This window comes from Saccharophagus degradans 2-40 (assembly GCF_000013665.1).
In the GTDB taxonomy this organism is placed as follows: Bacteria; Pseudomonadota; Gammaproteobacteria; order Pseudomonadales; family Cellvibrionaceae; genus Saccharophagus; species Saccharophagus degradans.
In genome coordinates, this window is record NC_007912.1 from 2,757,821 (window position 1) to 2,774,035 (window position 16,215).

The 16,215-nt window shown below is 45.3% G+C and carries 15 protein-coding genes; 1 reads left to right on the forward strand and 14 read right to left on the reverse strand.

Translation table 11 applies throughout. The features are described 5' to 3' along the window. Nucleotides 1-145 precede the first annotated feature (145 nt). The 3 genes from SDE_RS11350 to flhA all read right to left on the reverse strand — a co-directional run bounded on the left by SDE_RS11350 (nt 146) and on the right by flhA (nt 4,960). Complete coding sequence (locus SDE_RS11350) at nt 146-985, reverse strand: MinD/ParA family protein (protein ID WP_011468643.1); 840 nt, start codon at nt 983-985, stop codon at nt 146-148. Nucleotides 986-1,076: 91 nt separating this feature from the next. Next, a complete protein-coding gene (flhF, locus tag SDE_RS11355) occupies nt 1,077-2,660 on the reverse strand; it encodes a flagellar biosynthesis protein FlhF (protein ID WP_011468644.1) in 1,584 nt (527 codons plus the stop codon). A gap of 32 nt (nt 2,661-2,692) precedes the next feature. Beyond that, nucleotides 2,693-4,960 (reverse strand): flagellar biosynthesis protein FlhA, encoded by a 2,268-nt coding sequence (gene flhA / locus SDE_RS11360; RefSeq protein WP_011468645.1) that lies wholly within the window; start codon nt 4,958-4,960, stop codon nt 2,693-2,695. 223 nt (nt 4,961-5,183) lie between these two features. On the opposite strand from flhA, the gene SDE_RS11365 reads away from it, so the two are divergent. Beyond that, nucleotides 5,184-6,383, forward strand: a complete 1,200-nt coding sequence (locus SDE_RS11365; RefSeq protein ID WP_011468646.1) for a tetratricopeptide repeat protein — start codon at nt 5,184-5,186, stop codon at nt 6,381-6,383. Nucleotides 6,384-6,396: 13 nt separating this feature from the next. On the opposite strand, the gene flhB is transcribed toward SDE_RS11365, so the two are convergent. The 11 genes from flhB to SDE_RS11420 all read right to left on the reverse strand — a co-directional run bounded on the left by flhB (nt 6,397) and on the right by SDE_RS11420 (nt 16,142). After that, nucleotides 6,397-7,527 carry a flagellar biosynthesis protein FlhB gene (gene flhB / locus SDE_RS11370; RefSeq protein WP_011468647.1) on the reverse strand — a complete coding sequence of 377 codons (1,131 nt, stop codon included), beginning with the start codon at nt 7,525-7,527 and terminating at the stop codon, nt 6,397-6,399. A gap of 16 nt (nt 7,528-7,543) precedes the next feature. Continuing rightward, nucleotides 7,544-8,329 carry a flagellar biosynthetic protein FliR gene (fliR, locus tag SDE_RS11375; protein ID WP_011468648.1) on the reverse strand — a complete coding sequence of 262 codons (786 nt, stop codon included), beginning with the start codon at nt 8,327-8,329 and terminating at the stop codon, nt 7,544-7,546. Between the two features lie 5 nt (nt 8,330-8,334). Further along, on the reverse strand, nt 8,335-8,604 hold the full coding sequence (locus SDE_RS11380; RefSeq protein ID WP_011468649.1) for a flagellar biosynthetic protein FliQ: 270 nt from the start codon (nt 8,602-8,604) through the stop codon (nt 8,335-8,337). 96 nt (nt 8,605-8,700) lie between these two features. After that, nucleotides 8,701-9,543 carry a flagellar type III secretion system pore protein FliP gene (fliP, locus tag SDE_RS11385; protein ID WP_011468650.1) on the reverse strand — a complete coding sequence of 281 codons (843 nt, stop codon included), beginning with the start codon at nt 9,541-9,543 and terminating at the stop codon, nt 8,701-8,703. Between the two features lies 1 nt (nt 9,544). Beyond that, nucleotides 9,545-10,024, reverse strand: coding sequence for a flagellar biosynthetic protein FliO (gene fliO / locus SDE_RS11390; RefSeq protein WP_011468651.1), 480 nt, complete (start codon nt 10,022-10,024; stop codon nt 9,545-9,547). Between the two features lie 118 nt (nt 10,025-10,142). Then, entirely contained in the window at nt 10,143-10,550 is a 408-nt protein-coding gene (fliN, locus tag SDE_RS11395) for a flagellar motor switch protein FliN (RefSeq protein WP_011468652.1), read from the reverse strand. Then, nucleotides 10,543-11,544: a flagellar motor switch protein FliM gene (fliM, locus tag SDE_RS11400; RefSeq protein WP_011468653.1), complete on the reverse strand. Its 1,002-nt coding sequence runs from the start codon at nt 11,542-11,544 to the stop codon at nt 10,543-10,545. The genes fliN and fliM overlap by 8 nt, the downstream gene beginning before the upstream one ends. A gap of 13 nt (nt 11,545-11,557) precedes the next feature. Continuing rightward, complete coding sequence (locus SDE_RS11405) at nt 11,558-12,100, reverse strand: flagellar basal body-associated FliL family protein (RefSeq protein ID WP_011468654.1); 543 nt, start codon at nt 12,098-12,100, stop codon at nt 11,558-11,560. Between the two features lie 256 nt (nt 12,101-12,356). Further along, the gene (locus SDE_RS22645; protein WP_011468655.1) at nt 12,357-13,814 is read right to left on the reverse strand and encodes a flagellar hook-length control protein FliK; all 1,458 of its coding nucleotides are present in this window, start codon (nt 13,812-13,814) and stop codon (nt 12,357-12,359) included. 253 nt (nt 13,815-14,067) lie between these two features. Beyond that, on the reverse strand, nt 14,068-14,409 hold the full coding sequence (locus SDE_RS11415; protein ID WP_011468656.1) for an Hpt domain-containing protein: 342 nt from the start codon (nt 14,407-14,409) through the stop codon (nt 14,068-14,070). Between the two features lie 5 nt (nt 14,410-14,414). Continuing rightward, on the reverse strand, nt 14,415-16,142 hold the full coding sequence (locus SDE_RS11420) for a SpoIIE family protein phosphatase (RefSeq protein ID WP_011468657.1): 1,728 nt from the start codon (nt 16,140-16,142) through the stop codon (nt 14,415-14,417). Nucleotides 16,143-16,215: the final 73 nt, after the last annotated feature.

Here is a 16,215-nt window from a genome sequence, read left to right on the forward strand (position 1 = left end):
TAAAGCCCCGATTAATTTTGCTTGATACTTGTTTTGTTGGTTTAATTTATTACTTGTTTCTAATGTTTTGTATAGGTGCGAGTAATAGGATAAAAGTTTAGCTTGGCGGCATGTAACCAACCGCCCTTCTAGCACTAAGCAACCGCTAATAACCACCTCCGGCGGATGCAGCCTGCGCACTTAGCAACTGCTCTATAAAGAATTCCAAATGCCCTCTTGCGCTGGTTTGCACCGGCCACTCATCTACTTTTTGCGCAAGTACTCTAATTGCAGCAGCCGCCTTCGAACGCGGCGCAAACTCCAATATTGGCCGCCTTTTTTGCACGGCTTTGCGCAGGTTTTCGTCAAACGGCACGCTGCCTACATATTGCAAAGAAGCATCTAAAAATCGCTCACACACGGCATTTAATTTATTAAATAGGTTTATGCCTTCTTGCGTGGAACGCGTCATATTGGCAACTACGCGAAAACGGTATACGCCATGTTCCATATTTAATAATTTCATTAGAGCGTAAGCATCTGTGATAGACGATGGTTCGTCGCACACCACTACCAACACCTCTTGTGCTGCGCGTACAAAACTTACAACCGTGTCGGATATACCCGCTGCGGTATCTATTAACAGTACGTCTAACTGATCACCCAAATCGCTAAAAGCGTGAATAAGCGCTGCGTGCTCTTGGTGGGTTAGGCTAGCCATTTGCTGAACGCCAGAAGAGGCAGGCACAATTTTTATTCCCGCCGGGCCATTTACCATCACTTCGCGTAAAGTTTTGGTGCCGTCGAGTACATCTGCCAGTGTGTATTTGGCCTGTACTCCTAGCAGTACATCCACATTGGCCAACCCCAGGTCGGCATCCATTAGCACCACTCGTCTGCGTAGCTCCGCCAACGCAATGGCGAGATTTACCGAAAGATTGGTTTTGCCGACGCCACCTTTACCACCCGTGACAGCTATAACTTTTACCGGCCGGACTGTACTCATACGACTACATCTCTTATTTAATGACTTTCTCCCTTTGGCGCTAGTACGTTTAGCGCTAAAGGTTCAGCGGGGTTTTTATGAGTATAGTTGACTATAGCGCGGCCATACCGTTGCCCTGCTTTTCTACTTCCTGTGCCTGTTTTGCTAAAGCTACAGCCTTGGCGATAAGCGCGTGCCCACTGGCTGGTGCTATGTCTTTAGGAATTTCCTGTCCATCTGTTGTATAGGCTACTGGCACAGATTTTTCCACTAATACACTTAATGCTTCGCCCATGCTCAGGGATTCATCAACCTTGGTAATTACGCAAGCATCTACGCCTCGCATACCAGCGTATGCGTGTACAGAAGCCTTAAGGGTTTGCAATTGACTGTTGCATGCCATAACTAAAATACGGCGCATGGTTGGGCAAGTGTCTAACTGGCGAAGCTGTTCTTTTAGCAATGCATCGCCCTGCCTAAAGCCTGCTGTATCTACAAGTATTAGTGGGAACTGCTTAAGGCTAGCGAGTAGTACTGGCAAGCTGTGGTCTTTATCTAACGCCCTTACAGGCACGCCTAAGATGCGCCCTAAAGAGCGTAATTGATCGTGCGCACCCACGCGGTAGGTATCCGTTGTAATGATGGCCACTTTGCCAGGGCCGTTTTCTAGAACAAATCGCGCGGCAAGTTTAGCGATGGTTGTGGTTTTACCTACCCCTGTAGGGCCAACAAAAGCAAATACGCCACCACCGCTAACCATATCGCCCTTTAATGCGGGAATACGGCGCGATAATTTTGCCAAACAGCCTTTCCAAGCTTCGCTAGGGCGTGTAGTGCCATCTTGCTCTAAGAGCAGCTCTTGCACGAGGTTCTCGCTTAAGCCTAAGCGCTTTAAGTGATCTCCCACTAGCGAATAGCCAACCGGCAATTTAATTTGACTAGGCATGCTTGTGCGCTGCTGGTTTTCGTTCATATGCCACAACTGCTGCTCCAGCAATAAACGCATGTCGGCCAATTCACTTTGCAATTCGTTTAAGCGCAGCGTTTCTTGTGGAGCGCTTTGCTGATGGTTCATTGCCGTTGCAAAACTTGGCTCGGCATATGAGGAAGGCTTATTAAACTGGCTAGGCTCGTCGCTATAGCGGTTATATTCTTTAGGTGTTGGCCGCTCTTGGGCCGGAGCGCTTTGTTGCGCTGGTGCCTGTTGAGCTTGTTGCTTAACAAACTTATGGAAAGATTGATCTGACGGCGCTTCTCGCGCTTCGCGTTTTGCCGCTAGCATACGTTCGCGTGCGCGTTCGATTTCGTGGGCCAGTTGTTCGGGGTCGCGCTTGTTGCCGGCTGCTGGTCGGCTATCTACCGATGCACTGGCTTTGAAGGAAGCGGCAGCCTGATCGATGCCAGCCTGCATACGCCATGCGCTGTCGCTTTCCATGGGGTGATCTAAGTCGGCGTCAAAATTCTGACCAAACTCGCGTCTTACATCTATGCCGCGTGTTGGTAAGTCTGGCTCCACAGAGGTAATAACCTCCACGCCGTTGGGGGTACGCTGGCTAGATAAAATAACCGCTTCTGGGCCCATCTCATCGCGCACCAACTGCAATGCTCTGGCCATACTCGGGGCCACAAACCGTTTGATTTGTGTTTTGGCTGGCTCGCCGCCATTACCTCTACCCTGTGGATGATCATTAAACATTGTTTACCTCCTCACTTACGGGCTAAGCCCTGTTAGCGCTGCTTTCCGCCGTTTACCACATCGGCTCCTATGGTTGCCTCTATGGTAATTTGTTTGTTGTCGGGCACTTCGTTGTACGCTATTACGTGCATTTCACTTATGTGGTAACGAACAAACTGAGCCATCATTGGCCTTATGGGTGCCGCAACTAGAAGTACTATTGGGCGGCCGGCCATTTCTTGCTTTTTCGCTGTTTCAACAAGTGACTTATTTAGCCTTTCTGCAAGCTGCGGTTCGATAAACGCTCCGTCGCTAGCGCCAGCTTTTTGTGCCTGTTGTACAGACTGTAGCAACAACTGTTCCAATGACGGATCTAAAGTAATAACCGGTAAGTTTGGATCTTGCCCCACAATGTTTTGCACAATTTGTCGCGCAAGTGAAACGCGCGCAATTGACGTTAAAGCAGTGGTATCCATCGATTTATTGCCGTGCGCTGCCAACGCCTCGGCAATAGTGCGCATGTCGCGAATGGGGACTTGCTCGCGCAGTAAACCTTGCAGCGTTTTTAAGAGCTGATTGATTGAAAGTGTCTCTGGCACTAGCTCTTCAACCAATTTAGGCGATTTTTCACCGAGTAAATCCAACCATTTTTGTACTTCTTCATGCCCCAATAATTCGTGTGTGTGCGTTTGTATTATTTGGTTTAAGTGCGTGGCCACCACTGTGCTCGGGTCAACAACGGTATACCCTAGAGTTTGCGCTTGCTCGCGCTGCGCCTCGTCTATCCAAATTGCTTCTAAGCCAAATGCTGGGTCTTTTGTTTTGGTACCCTGCAAGCTACCAAACACTTGCCCGGGGTTTATCGCCAAAAATTTGTCGGGGAATACTTCGCCTTCACCAATACTCACACCCATAAGCGTTATACGGTAGCCACTGGGTAGCAGGTCTAAGTTATCGCGAATATGCACTGCAGGTATTAGGAAGCCCAAATCTTGCGATAGTTTTTTACGTACACCCTTGATACGGCCCAATAATTCACCGCCCTGCCCTTTGTCCACCAAAGGAATTAAACGGTAGCCCACTTCTAACCCCACAAGATCTACCGGCGTTACATCATCCCAACTTACTTCTGTTGGCTCGCTACTTTGTGGTGGCGGGTTGCCTTGGCGTGCGCTTTGGTTTTCTATTGCTGGCATATTACCAGCGGGCATAGACGGTTGCGCACCCGTTTGGCCACTCGGTGATGACTGCGTGAAGCCGCGCGCATTGCCGACCTCCACCACTTCCGCTTCTTGGGAGCGAAAATGAATGTAATACGCCAAAATACCGCAAATAATTGCAAGGGTAATAAAGGGGAAATGAGGCATGCCAGGAATGGCACCCATAATAAATATAATACAGCCGGCAACAGCCAATGCTTTAGGGGACTCAAACATTTGAGATAGAACTTGACGGTTCATATCTTCTGAAGAGTTTACTCGCGTAACCATAATAGCTGCGGCTACCGATAATAAAAGCGATGGAATTTGAGCTACCAGACCATCACCAATCGTTAGCAAAACATATTTTTCTAAGGCGTCACTAAATTCAAGCTGATGTTGCACCATGCCTACTAGCAAACCGCCGCAAATATTAATTATTAGAATTAAAATACCGGCGACGGAGTCACCGCGTACAAATTTGCTGGCACCATCCATCGCTCCGTAAAAATCCGCTTCGGATGCCACGTCTTCTCGGCGTGTCCGGGCTTCATCTTGATCAATAATGCCTGCATTTAAATCGGCATCAATTGCCATTTGTTTGCCGGGCATTGCATCCAAGGTAAATCGTGCGCTTACTTCCGAAATACGCCCCGCACCTTTGGTAACCACAACAAAGTTAATAATAATTAATATGATAAATACAACCAAACCCACAGCGTAGTTACCACCAATTACCACTTCACCAAAGGCCTGAATAACTTTGCCTGCAGCATCGCCCCCTTGATGCCCTTCTAAAAGCACAACCCGTGTAGAGGCCACGTTTAGGGCTAATCGCAAGAGCGTGGCGATGAGCAAAATAGTAGGAAACACAGCAAAATCAAGGGGGCGCAAGCTATAAACAGCAACCAGTAGCACCACAATTGAGAGAGCGATATTAAACGAGAAGAATGCATCTAACAGAAATGCCGGCAAGGGTAATGTCATCATGCCGAGTAGCATTAACAACAAAATAGGTACGCTTAAGTTACCTCTACCAGCACCGCGAATGCCATCTAAGGTGGATTTGCCGGTAATCGTACCGGGTAAGGATTTTAGATGGTCGTAAAAAGGTTGTGGCATACCAATACTTCACCTTGTTTGGATAATGCTGCGCAAGCGCCATAAAGTTGGCAATTTCGCGAGTTATATCAAGGTATGGCAAAAAGCGTTCCGCTTTTGACAGGTGAAGCATATTCGAAGCCTATTCATAGGTACGTTAACCAAATTGCAACTAAACTAATAAACATGGTTCAATAACGAAAAGGATCTTGTAGCGACTTAACCCCATTGAGAGGGTACGATTATGCGTATTTATCAATTAGTTAGCACACTACTAGCTTGTGGAATAGGCTTTTTAATATCCATTAATAGCTATAGCGAAAACAGCGTATTAACCCAACCTATCGCAGAAGCCGAGCAATCGCAAAACACCGTTAAAAATTCCACCTACCTAAATGAAATAAACGACGAAGATATAATGGCAATTAGCGATGAGCTAAAGGCTATTTTAGATTTGAACGTACGCCCTATTAAACGCATTGAAGCAAAAACCATTCGCTTGCATGAAATACTGTTCGGCAGCAACTATTACAATATTCGCTATGCATTTGACGATACTCGCATAGCCAACGACGTATTTGAAGCAAGAACCGGTAACTGCATTTCATTGGCAGCGCTATATGTCGCCTCTGCGAGGTATGTAGGTTTAGATGCGTACTTTCAGTCGGTAGACATAGAGCAAACCTGGGAAAAGCGCGACGGCCACTACGTAGTACCGGGCCATGTCAACGCACGTATTGCTCACCCAAGCAAAACCATTGTGGTTGAATTTATTTCCACTTATTTCTTAGAAACACTCTCACAAAAAAAATCACGCAAAATTTCAGATAAGCGCGTATTTGCCGAGTTTTATAATAATCTGGGAATGGAAGCATTTGACGCGGGCCACTTAGAACGTGCCGAAACACTGCTCGCCAAGGCAGTAAGCAAAGATAAAAAGCTAGATTTTGCATGGTCTAACCTTGGCGTAATATACAAACACCAAGGCAAATTAGACCAGGCAGAAAAGGCGTATTTAAAAGCGCAAAAACTAAATAAACGCAACCCTACTTTTGCCAACAACCTATATGTGTTGTATCGCGAAACTGACCAACACAAAAAAGCCGAAGCGCTAGCCAAACGCGTAATTAAGTACAATCGTAAAAACCCGTATTATCTCGCCCAATTAGCGCAAACCGATATGGAAACCAAACATTACGACAGCGCTGTAGAACACCCTTTAAACGCTATAAAAATAAAACCAGAAGAAGAGCAGTTTTATGTTGAACTCTCTAAAAGCTATTACTACAAAGGCGATTTAGAAGGAACAAAAAAAGCATTAATTGGTGCAGCAACTGCAGCCAACATGCCTGAGAATCAAGCGCGCTACAACCATAAAGTAAAACTTATAGAGCAGTACGTTAATGAAGCCCAACTTAATACCTCTAGGCAAGCACAGTTTTGACTGCTAAAACAGCTTAATAGCGCATATCCTTCGGTACAGGAGGGTTGCGCGGGTATGTGGGGCGCTCGCCACGACCGCGTCTGTATTCCCTAATTTGAAACACATAAGCCAATACCTGCGCTACGGCAACGTATAAACCAGAGGGAATTTCTTCATCTACTTCAGTCGTGTGATAGATGGCCCGCGCCAACAAGGGCGACTGAATAAACTCAATTTTATTAGCCTTAGCAATTTCACGTATCTTCATTGCCATATGATCTACGCCCTTGGCCAACAATATAGGTGTTTCCATTGAGTTGGGGTCGTATTTAAGCGCTACAGAGTAATGGGTTGGGTTGGTAATAACCACATCGGCTTCAGGTACGGCGGCCATCATGCGATTCTGCGCCATTTCATATTGCAACTGACGAATACGCCCTTTTACTTCGGGCTTGCCTTCTGAATCTTTCATCTCGTCTTTTATTTCTTGACGCGTCATGCGTAACTTTTTGACGTTATCCCAAATTTGGAATGGGATATCAACAGCAGCAATAACCAATGTAGAAACAGAAATAATAATAGCGGCAATAATACTTAGGTAAACGGAATGTGCCATGCCCCGCTCTACACCTTCGAAGCCCAAGCCTAATAAGTCTTCTTTCATGTAATTAAGCAATACAAACGCAAAGGCCACCACTACACCTACTTTGCCAATTGCTTTTACAAGCTCGACCAGCGATTTAACAGAAAACATGCGCTTTAAGCCGGCGACTGGGTCCATTCTATTTAACTTGGGGGCTAAACTCTTAGTGCTAAACAGCCAGCCACCTAAAGCAATAGGCCCTGCAATGGCGGCCACCAACAAAACAGCAAAAAGCGGAATAAGTACCTTTAGCCCTAAATAAAATGAACTGCCTAAATGCCCCAACATTGCATTGGGGTCGAAAATAGCTTCGCGTTCGATAGTGAAATTGAATTTAAGGATATCTGCCAAGCCCTGTGCAATTTGGCCACCAAACATATACAGGCCAACGCAACCAACTATAAGCACTGCCGAGGTGGTTAATTCTTTAGATCGGGGAATTTGTCCGTCTTCACGCGCCTTTTCTTGACGCTTGGCCGTGGGTTCCTCCGTCTTTTCCTGGGCGCTGTCTTCCTCGGCCATTTAATCACACCTCCTATTATTTCTGATGCAGAACTTGGTGTAAAAGAATAAAACCGTCATCCATAACGCTTTCAAAATTAGAATCGAAAGTAACCAGCCCCAGCCATATCATTAACAAACCGCACAACAAGGTGAATGGAAAACCAATAGCAAATATATTTAGCTGTGGCGCTGCTCGGCTCATTATGCCGAAAGCAATATTTATAAACAGCAAGGCAGTTAAAACCGGCAACGCCATTAGCAAGCCTGCTGCGAATAGCCAAGTGCCTACATTGGCAATTTTCCACATAGTGTTGGTTGAAAAAATAAAGCCGCCAGGCGGGAAAGTAACAAAGCTTTCTACCAACATATTGATCATTACCAAATGCCCATTTACAGATACAAACATTAACGTAACAAGCATTAAATAAAACTGCGAAATGGCCGTGGTTTGCACGCCGTTTACGGGGTCGTTCATAGAGGCAAAGCCCAGGCCCATTTTCATTGCTATAAGCTGGCCCGCCAATACAAACACCTGAAACGCCACCTGAAAACAGTAGCCTGCAGCTAACCCCAATAAAATCTCTTGTGAAATATAAATAAATGTTTGAACAGATAGCCCGCTAACTTTGGGAATACTACCCAGCATGGGCACAACCATAAGGGTAACAATAAAGGCTAAACCTAGGCGCACACGTGGCGATACCAACTGCGACCCCAGAATAGGCATAGCCAAAAACATAGCGCCAATACGGCAAAAAGGTAAAAAATACTGCTGTAAAAGCAAGCCTAAGTCTTGCTCGGTAAAAAGCAGTGGCATCATACGCGCTAACCAATCAACTCGGGTATACGCATAACCAGCGATGTGAATAAATCTGAAATGCTACCCAGCAACCACGGGCCAGTAACCATAATAGTGGCTATTGTCATCATTAAACGGGGTAAAAAGCTTAAGGTTTGCTCGTTAATTTGAGTGGCGGCTTGAAATGTACTTACCACTAAGCCTACCAGCAAGCTTGGCCCCACTATTACCGCCACCATTAACATGGTGAGGTAAAACGCTTCGCCAAATAACGACAATGCAATTTCTGGGGTCATGAAATGTACTCCTACATTAGTACAAAGTGGTAGCCTGGGCTTTAATCGCTTGGCGGTGAATTTAGCCTAAGCCAGCATATTCAAACAACAAAGTCGTCACACACCAAAACTGGCAGCCAAGGTACCAATAATTAGCGCCCAGCCATCAACGAGAACGAACAACATTATTTTGAACGGTAATGAAATAATTAGGGGCGACAACATCATCATACCCATCGCCATAAGTACACTCGCTACAACTATATCTATAACTAAAAACGGTATAAAAAGAATAAAACCAATTTGAAAAGCTGTTTTTAATTCCGAAGTAATAAATGAAGGCACCAGCACACTAAACGGAATTTCTTCTGGCGTTGCGACTGGCTCTAAGCTAGCAATCCTAAAAAACAGCTCTAAATCTGACTCGCGCGTATTGGCTAGCATAAACTTGCGCACAGGCTTCTTAGTTTCTTCCAAAGCTTGCTGTGCCGTTATTTGCTCTGCAATATAGGGCTGTAGCGCATTTTGGTTAACCTTTTCTATTACTGGGGTCATAATAAAAAAGGTAAGAAACAGCGTTAAACCAATTAATATTTGGTTAGATGGCGATTGTTGCAAGCCCAGCGCTTGGCGCAATATTGAAAATACAATAATAATGCGAGTGAAGGCAGTCATCATGATTAAAATTGCCGGCAAGAATGTTAGTGCCGTCATTAAAAACAGAATTTGAAGAGTAATGCTGTACTCTTGGCTTCCGTCTGGCTGGGTGGTTACTTTCATGGCCGGCAACCCACTTATTGGGGCAAAGCCGTTTCCATTTTGCTGATTGGCACTAGTAGATTGCGATGCTTGCAAGTTGGGTTGCACTTGTGCATAAGTATTTGCAACAAATAGCATGCACATAACTGTGCATATAACAGCCAAAATGCGAGTAAATTTTTTGACGGTGCTATTCGGCATATTATTTATTCCCCGGTGTGAGAATGTTTTTTAAATATGCCGAAAAATCATTCTCACTTTGCACGGCTGTTTTATTCGTATTTACAGGCGAACTAACCGCAGTTGGTGATTGCGTTGGCACGTCATCAAAGTCGGCGTGTATAGTTTGTAAATAGTTGACTCGGCCAGGAGCAATACCAAGTAGTATTTTTTCACCTGCCACATCAATAAGCACTACACGCTCACGGCCACCCACTGCCAAACTGCTAATTACACGCATATTTTTCTGGCCGTTTAACCCAGCAAGCCCTAGCCGCTTTACACCCCACCCCAAAGCAAATATTAGTGCGGTTACCACAACAAGGCCCATAACTACTTTACTTACAACTGCCGCAGGGTCGCCCATTGCAGGCTCGGCTGCTTGTTCTGCAAGGGCGGTTTGACTAACAAGCAATATGAATACGGTTGGTAATAAGCAATGTAATTTGCATTTATTATTCATTTGTATGTCCCTGATCACCCATCTCGAATTAGCTAGTTAGAACTACCAAGCTAAAATCACCAAAATCCAACTACCACATTCCATTTACGAATTAAGTTGCGACATATTTAAAATGGCATTAACGCAGTTTTTTAATTCGCTCGGACGGGCTAATTACATCCGTCATGCGTATACCAAATTTTTCGTTCACTACAACCACCTCGCCGTGCGCGATAAGCGTGCCATTTACGAGCACATCCAATGGCTCACCGGCCAGCCTGTCTAGCTCGATAACAGAGCCTTGGTTAAGCTGAAGTAAGTTGCGAATAGTAATTGATGTTCTACCCACCTCCATGGATATGGAAACAGGGATATCTAAAATAACGTCTAAATCTGGATTGTTATTTGTAGGCGCACCCGTTACTGGTTGAAACTCATCAAGATCAATAGACTGTGCAGCACCGTCTTCAGTTTCTTGCTGCTCCATGGCGGCGGCCCATTCGTCCGCCATACTATCTTGGTCTACATTCTCGTCTTCATCACTCACGAGCTTCTCCTTCATCATTTACTACGTGCACATTTGAACGATCGACAAAACCTAAAATGCGCATTGCCAAATTGTCGTTCAACTGCCCTAATTGTGTTTTGAACATGGGTACACCGTTGGCCGTAAGTATGTTGTATTCCGGCATGGTGATTGGAATAATGTCGCCTTCACGAAGGTCAACAATATCTCGCAGGGTTACTTCACGGCGCACCAAGTCTGCTTCTAGATCTACTCTTGCTTCCATCACATCTTCTTGCAACGCTCTTACCCAGCGGTCGTCGCGCTCATCCGTATCGGATTGCAAACCTGCGTCTAACACTTCGCGAATTGGCTCTACCATGGAGTAAGGCATGGTGATATGTAATTCACCACCACCACCGTCTAACTCCACATGGAAAGTGCTAACCACAACCACTTCGCTTGGGCTAACAATGTTCGCCATAGAAGGGTTAACTTCTGAGTTGATATATTCAAAATCAATGGCTTTGACGGCTTTCCACGCTTCTTTTAAGTCAATAAATACTTGTTCAAGCACCATTTGTACTACGCGCAGCTCGGTGGGTGTAAATTCCCTACCTTCAATTTTTGCGTGCCTGCCATCACCGCCAAAAAAATTATCCACCAACTTAAAAACTAGTTTTGCATCCAAAATAATAAGTGCTGTACCGCGCAACGGGCGAAACTTAACCATATTCAAACTGGTGGGAACGTATAACGTGTGGACGTATTCGCCAAATTTTTGAATTTGAATACCACCCACAGATACATCTGCTGTACGGCGCAGTAGGTTAAACATACTAATACGGGTGTAACGTGCAAAACGCTCGTTGATCATTTCTAAGGTAGGCATGCGCCCGCGTACTATACGGTCTTGACTGGTTAAGTCATACGCCCTAACACCGGTAGGGTCTAAGTCGCCCTCCGTTTCTATATCACCATCATCTACGCCGTGTAATAAGGCGTCGATCTCGTCTTGTGATAATAAATCTTGCACGTTTTATGCTCCGCTATTGCATAACAAAACTGGTAAATAACACTTCTTCGATGCCAGGTTTACCTATTTCAGCTTCCAGGTTTTTACGAAGCGCCTGCAAACATTGCTGTCGCATTAACTCCTTGCCTTCCGCCGTTTGAATTTCTTGATAAACCTGCCCGCCAATAATCATATTTAGGGTGTTTCTTATCATTGGCATATGTGTTTCGATTGCCGCTATCACATCAACATCTCTAATAAGCAGAGTTATGTCTGTTCTTAAGTAGCGCTGCCGGCCACGTGCCGTGTAGTTGACGATTATTTCTGGCTTAATTGGAAAATAAATCGCATCTTTTTTAACTTCTTCAACTGGCTCCGCCGCACCCTCTTCACCCTCTGCTGGTGCAGCGGGCGGCTGAGTCATTTTTAATACGGTTAAAGTACCACCTACAGAAATACCTACTATTACTAGACAAACTACCGCCAAAATAATGATTCGTTTTAACCCGCCACCTTTTTTAGCCCCTTCTTCAGCGCCATCTTTTTCATCTTTCTCGGCATCTTTCTCTTCCGCCATGTCAAAGTTCCGTCACTAAGAGGTTTACTATCAGTTAGAGCAAGAGCTATGCCAGACATCTGACAATTTATTACTCTTCTCTGGTTTTAAGCGCACCACATACCCAAGCGCCCAGCTCTAGGCTACAAAAAGCAATGTGTGCCTTATTACTGTAGTCGCAGTTAGAGAGTTTTTTTAGTCGAATAGGAAAGTTTGTGCGTAAATAGGTTACGCACAAAATTGAAGTGGGGCTAAATCGCCTTATCGATAGCGAATTTTAAGCGTAGGAATCTACGCCATAAGTTGCAGTAATATTGGTGGTGGCTTGATCCTGTTGTTGCGCTTCGCGATCCTGCTTTTCAGCTTCGGTTAACGCGGGCTTCTCTGTACGCTCATCATCCGACGAGTTGGAATCTTGCTGATCGTAAGCACTGTGATCTGACACACTAGCATCCACAAGGTCCATCCCCTCTTCTGCCATCATATCTCGCAGTTTGGCAAGCGATTGATCTAGCGCTTCACGAACCTGCTGATTCGACGAGGTAAACACAACTGTTGCCTGATCTTGATGGGTTGTTACCTTAATATGTACAGGGCCCAAATCGGCCGGGTCGAGCTGTAGCTCGGCAAACTGTATATTTTGCAACGCCATAGACGCCGCGCGCTCAGCAACCATACCAGCCCACTGCGGCTGCCCAAACGATATCGTTGCGGGCATTACCAACCTTGCCTGACTAGCAGATGCACTGTTAGGTGAAGACAACATTGAGCCGTGCTCGGAGACATTGCTAATGGCTGTAAGTGGTGACTCCCCTGCTGTTTTAGCTGAGGGAGCCACTAAACTTTCAGCAAAGCTTAAGCTAGATTGCTTAAACGGTTCCGCGCTGCTTTGCCTCAGGTTAAGTTGCAGCTCTGCGGGGTTCAAACTAGCACTGCCATTTTGCCCCACACCTTGCGCTAGAGGTTGCGCACCTTGTTCGCGAGCAATAAATGCCGAGATTGGGCGATTATTAAAAGTGCTAGCGGTTTCGTCTTGCTGACCATTAGCTACACCGCTTTTTATCGAACTTGCCAAACCAGATACCGTTGTTAGCCCCGAGCTGCTTACAATGGACTGAGCAGGTGTCGACGCTAATGGCATGGCTCCTTCTTCAACCGAGCCAAAGGTTAAAGCGTCGGAAGCTGATACGTCTAACGGCATACTTATGCCAGTATCAGTAGTTTGAGTAACGTCTATAAGCCCTAACCCGAAAGCAGCTAGCACCCCTTCTACCGCTGCTTCATCAGCTTGTGTGATCGAAAAAAATGATTTTGCCTCTTCTTGAGTAGCGCTTTCGGGGTCGGCTTTTACTTGCCAGCTATTTGATCCTGCATCACCTTGCTTCCGATCATCAGGCTCGGCAGATGAATTCGATGGTTGGGTTGAGTTAACGGCACCCGAATCACTTCCTTCCCCCTGCTCGCTTGCATCGCTACTGCGTTGCGCTTTGTTTTGCTGACTTGAAGCCTCGGCTGCCGCCGTTTGTGCATGCTGCTTATCATCATTTGATTTATTCGCAGCTTGAGGAGTGTGCTCTTTTTTATCTATTTTAGCGCTACTTGAGCGCTCATTTTCAAAGGCATTTTTAAACGAGTCTTTAGCGTTATTGTTAGCTACACCTCTATCGCGATTACCAAAAGTATTGGCCTGTGTAGAGTCCAACTTTAATAGCGTATCCGTTGTTTGCATTACCATAGCTTACCCTTGCATCGTGAAGGCGCATCGTGAAGGCGGTCAGTAAAAGGGCTAGTGCCGCACTCGCATTCGGTTAGGGGCCTTCTAGCTATTTACTGCTAGAGACCACAATTCTTTTAATATTTAGAGCAAGGTATATGCCAGCAATAAGGGTAATATAAACAAAACAAAAATTTAAAAATATGCGCGAAAAGCGCTTAAAAGGTGGGATTTTTGCCCTTTTTGTAAAGGGCAAAATAAAAAACCAATATGATTAAGTGCGGTGGGATTCCAACTCGGCAACGGCAGCGGCAAATGCTTGCTGTATAGCGGCAAGAGTTTGCTCTAAGTTCGCATCTTGCTGTGCTTTACCTGCTACCTCTAATACGTCGCAATGCTCTGCCAACAGGTTGGCACCCAAATTACGGGCGCTGCCTTTTAGCCCGTGCGCCTGCTTATTTATCGTATCGTAATCGCGCTCACGCACAGCTGGCCCAAGGGCATCTACGCGGCGCTGGCCATCTTCTTCGAATTGACCAATCAAACTATTAAAATTGTCTCCTAAAATATCTTTTAAACTAACGATCATTTCTGGATCTAATTGATTTTCACTCATAGTACTTATACCGTTGCTTTCCAGCGGAAGTGGACTTCGATATGGTTGCCCGGTGGGTGGATAATAAGTTTTTCGCTTATGGAGCTAAGCAGCGTAAGCCCTCTACCATGGTAGACAGTTTTGGAATCGCGGGTTTTGGCTTCTTCACGTTTTCTTTGCTCGCGCGCTTCAACATCGAACCCTTCGCCAGAATCCTTAACCACCACAATCAACAAACCGCCATCCTCACTAGCCTCATGTTTAAACTCAAACTTCACACTACCATGCTCTAACGCGGCTAAACGTTCTTTTCGCTCTTGGTAAAACTGAGTAAACCCTCTTGGGTCGTGCTTATCTGCCGATTTTAAGGCAAGAACGCCATGCTCAAGTGCGTTGGCGTATAACTCTGCAAGCATGGTGTATAAAAAAGTACTGTTCTTTTGCAGGCCGGGCACTTGCGTAACGATGTTAATAAGCAAAGGAAGCGGGTCGAACTCTTTAAGGCTAGACTCACTTAAAGTAAGGTCCATACTCCAATCTTGCATACCCGATTGCGATAAAATTGCATCGGTATTTTCGGGAACCACTTCGATATTTTGGATAATTATCTCAACAAGAGATATATCATCGTCTTTATCGTTAGCTCCTATATGTTGATGTACGCGGCCTAAAATAGTATCAAAAAGCGTATTCTTGCCGCGCAATTCTTGCATTAAATCATGTAAACGATCTTCGCCAAACATATCGCCTTCGGCGTTTCGAGATTCGAAAACACCATCTGACCACATATACAATCTGTCGCCTATATCCAATTCAATACGGGTGGGTTCGGCCTTAAAAGTGCTGCTAGCCAAAACACCTAAAGGTAGATTAGATGAGTTGATAATATCGTAACTGTCAGTTTTATAACGATATAAATAACTCGGCGGCAATCCACCAGTCCAAGTAAACATTGTTTGCTCGGCAAAGTTTAGCTCTATGCAGGTTGCACAACAGAAAAAGCCCACGGGCAATATTTCGTGTAATTTATGATTTATTTCTCGCAAAATATCGGGTAACGCAAACCCCTTTCTTACCATGCCATAGAAGGTGGTAGCTAAAGGGATAGACCCCACCGCAGCAGGTAAACCGTGGCCCGTAAAGTCACCCAGCAAGATAATCATATTGCCACTGGGGCTCACTTCGGCAACTAATACATCGCCATTAAATACCGCCAATGGGGACATGGAGTAACGAATATTGCTTAAATCTAAACACCCAGAATGGGCAATTTTGTCGAATACTTGTTTGGCTACTCGCTGCTCTTGAATTAAATGATTGTGGTGACGTTCAATTTCATCACGCTGTTTTGCCACCGTCGTATGCATTTCTCGCATACGGCCAAACGCTTTAATTTTAGATTGAAGTACAACGCGATTATAAGGCTTGGATACAAAGTCATCCCCGCCGGCTTCCAAACATTCCACGAGCGAATCTGTATCTGAGAGAGAAGTTAGAAATAAGATGGGCACTAATTCGTCGCGAGCTATTTCTCGAATTTTCTTGGCTGCCTCTACGCCCCCCATATTGGGCATGAGCACATCCATTAAAATAATATCTGGCCTTTCGGCTTTAAACGCTGTTACTGCTTCTACACCGTCTGTAACGGGTATGGCTATGTGGCCAGCATTAGAAACTATAGTTGCCAGAATAAGCCTATCTGGCGCCGAGTCTTCAGCTATTAAAACCTTTAGTGCGTGCTGTTCTACATCCACGAGGGAACATTCCTGCAACTTGTGGTGATTGGCTCGATTAAACTACTCTCGATTATGCAAAAACGCATAAGCT